General features: G+C 72.8%; 2 protein-coding genes and 1 pseudogene. All 3 read right to left on the bottom strand.

The genetic code is table 11. The features are described from left to right. Positions 1 to 163, bottom strand: a pseudogene (locus tag PUR56_RS08680) (dihydrofolate reductase family protein); the annotation flags it as partial. Between the two features lie 266 nt (positions 164 to 429). Continuing rightward, positions 430 to 1,620 carry a protein-L-isoaspartate(D-aspartate) O-methyltransferase gene (locus PUR56_RS08675; RefSeq protein ID WP_329948450.1) on the bottom strand — a complete coding sequence of 397 codons (1,191 nt, stop codon included), beginning with the start codon at positions 1,618 to 1,620 and terminating at the stop codon, positions 430 to 432. Continuing rightward, positions 1,617 to 1,748, bottom strand: a complete 132-nt coding sequence (locus tag PUR56_RS08670; RefSeq protein WP_329879905.1) for a hypothetical protein — start codon at positions 1,746 to 1,748, stop codon at positions 1,617 to 1,619. Before PUR56_RS08670 ends, PUR56_RS08675 begins: the two co-directional genes overlap by 4 nt. Positions 1,749 to 2,539 lie beyond the last annotated feature (791 nt).

The raw sequence follows: 2,539 nt of genomic DNA, 5'->3' as shown, positions 1-2,539 counted from the left end.
TCTGCCACAGCTTGCGCCCGTACAGCGTCAGGTCGGTCGCCTGCAACTGGTCGGACCAGAACTGGAACAGCTCGTCGCTCGGCACGCTCCAGCCGATGTCGTCGCCGGGCGCGGCGATGTAGCCGTCCAGGGTCAGGTTCAGGCCGTAGATCAGTTTCCGCATGGCACCAGTCTTCCGTGAGCCGGTCCCACGCGTACAGACCGGCGCGCCGCGGGAGACTCATCGGTGCGCGAACCGAGCTCACATGTAGTCCTCGTGGTCGGTGGCTCAGACATCGCCCCAGGAAGCCCGGCCCTTCGACCGGCGGCTGCGCAGACGAGCCACCCTTGTGAGGACGGCCTCTACGGCGGATTTGCCTGGTAATCACCCACAACGCTCTCGTTGGCCGCCGGCCCCCAGCCGGCGGGACCGCTGCGCCGTGCTGGGCGTCAGCGGGCGGGCGGGCTCCAGTGGTGGTCCGGGTCGTCGAGCCACACGGTGCGTTCGCCGGAGCCGGTCACGGTCAGCCCGTACCGCTCGTATCCGGGGTGCTCGGCTTGCTCCCACGCTGTCCAGGCGGCATGGATCTCGTCCCACAGGCGCCGCGGCCCGCTCTGGCGCACGTCGAACTCGACCGCGCCGGGGACGGAGTCGACGGTGGCCCAGGACGTCACGGCGGTGTCGAAAAACCACCAGGTCACCGTGTCCCCGTACGGGGCGCGCCGGTAGTAGAGGTCCGGCAGGCGGCATCCGATGGCGAACTGCGCGAGCCAGGAGGCCCTGATGGCTTCCGGGTCCAGGCCGGTGGCAGACGCCTCGGCGTCGCCGGGCCAGTCCCCGGGCAGGTAGGCGTCCACGGGCGGGGCCTGGTAGCGCTGCTGGCGCATCCGCATGAAGTCCGAAGAGCCGGTGAAGCGCCCGCTCGCGCTCCGGTGGTCGTCGGCGACCCGCAGGCGGGCGACGGCGCCGCCGCCGAACAGCGTCGCGCTCGGGGCGACGATCAGCCCCCCGGGGCGGGTCTGGTCGAGCCAGACGGCGGGGACGTCGGTGACCAGGCTCGCGCAGGTGGCGATCAACCGGTCGGCCGGCTCCGCCCCGCCGGTATCGGGCTGTGCTCCGTCCCCGGTCAGGACCCGCAGACCGCCCAGGCCCGCCGCCGCCAGGTTCGCGCGGGCGAGGTCGGCCACCGTCCTGTCGATTTCGACGCTCATCACCCGCTCCGCCCCCAGGCGGTGTGCCAGCAGCGCGGCGTTGTAGCCCGGGCCGGTGCCGACCTCCCGTACCCGGTGACCGTCCTCGACATCGAGGTCACCGAGCATCAGCGCCACCATCGTCGGCATGCTCAGGCTCGATGTGAAGTCCCGCCGGCCCGCAGCCTCGTCGCCGTCGTCCCACTGCGTGATGGCCGGGGTGTCCCGGTAGGCGCCGGCCAGCCACCCGTCCGGATCCGAGCCGCGGTCGCGCGGCACCGCGCTGCCCTCGACGAACTCCCAGTACACCGGCGGCAGGAAGAGGTGCCGAGGGACGGCCTCGAACGTCTCACGCCACCGGGCGCTCAGCGCGCCTGCGCCCGCGAGCCGATCGGCGAGCGCCCGCCGTTCGTCGGCTCCGAGGTCGGCGTCTGCCTGATCGGTGCTCACTTGTGCTTGGGCTCCGGCTTGGGGTTCTGACCGTCGGGGCTGGGTTCGGGCCCGATCTGCGGACCGCCCGGCTTCGCGTGCGCGCCGCCCCCGCCGTCCTTCGGACCGCCCTTGTTCTCGTCACCCATCGTCAATCCCCTCTCACCCGACGAAACCCCCATCGTCGTGCGCAGCTGCCACGGGCCGCAAGACCACCCACCCGTCCCGTCGGCGCGGGCGTACCGGGCAGGTGCGGGGCTATCGTCGTCCTGCCGGACTCCTTGTCGGCGGTCTCGCGGGTGCGGTGTCAGCGGGAGGCGGCTCCACGTCACCGAATGCTTACAGGAAGAGCCGCAGGCGAGGCCCTGTAGCTGCGCCGTCCGTACGTGCGTGAAGAGCGCTGCCGACCACGGCCTGCACCGGGCCGCCGAGACCTTGGCCTGGCCGAGGACAACTGACCGCACCGGGCGAGGTGCCGACGTCACCGCCGTACGGGAGAACGCTCTCCGCTCTCGGCTGCGCGCAGCTGCCTGGATTGCGTCGGGGTGCGCGCCGTGCCATGTTCGCGGTTTTCCACGACGCCCGGCACGCGAGCGGGTATCAGTCTGTCGTTGCAGCCGCAGCCGCAGCCGCAGCCGCAGCCCGGTCCGGACGGGCGGGACCGCCGCGGGTGGCCTGCTGTTCACGCGGAACGTCCAGGAGGAGAGGACGGCCAAGTACGGAACGGCCTCCGACCACCGGATGGGAGTGGTGGTAGGCCAGGGACCGGCCCGGCCGGGTGGCGGCCCCGGGCCCGGTGGGGCCGGCGGGGGTCAGAGCGGGACGCTGGCGAGCATTCGGAACCGGCCCGTCCCGGTGTCCGGGACGGTCAGCTCGCCGTCGTGGGCGGCGAGGCGCTCGCGCAGTCCGCGCAGCCCTGTCCCGCTGCCCTGGGACGGGA

This window comes from Streptomyces sp. BE303 (assembly GCF_036290945.1).
In the GTDB taxonomy this organism is placed as follows: Bacteria; Actinomycetota; Actinomycetes; order Streptomycetales; family Streptomycetaceae; genus Kitasatospora.
The sequence above is the reverse complement of the archived record's forward strand: the minus strand, read 5'-3'. Positions and strand labels throughout refer to the sequence as shown.

Bases quoted from the DNA above. Each gene is read 5' to 3' on its own strand.
- PUR56_RS08670 (WP_329879905.1), bottom strand. From the start codon at position 1,748: ATGGGTGACGAGAACAAGGGCGGTCCGAAGGACGGCGGGGGCGGCGCG.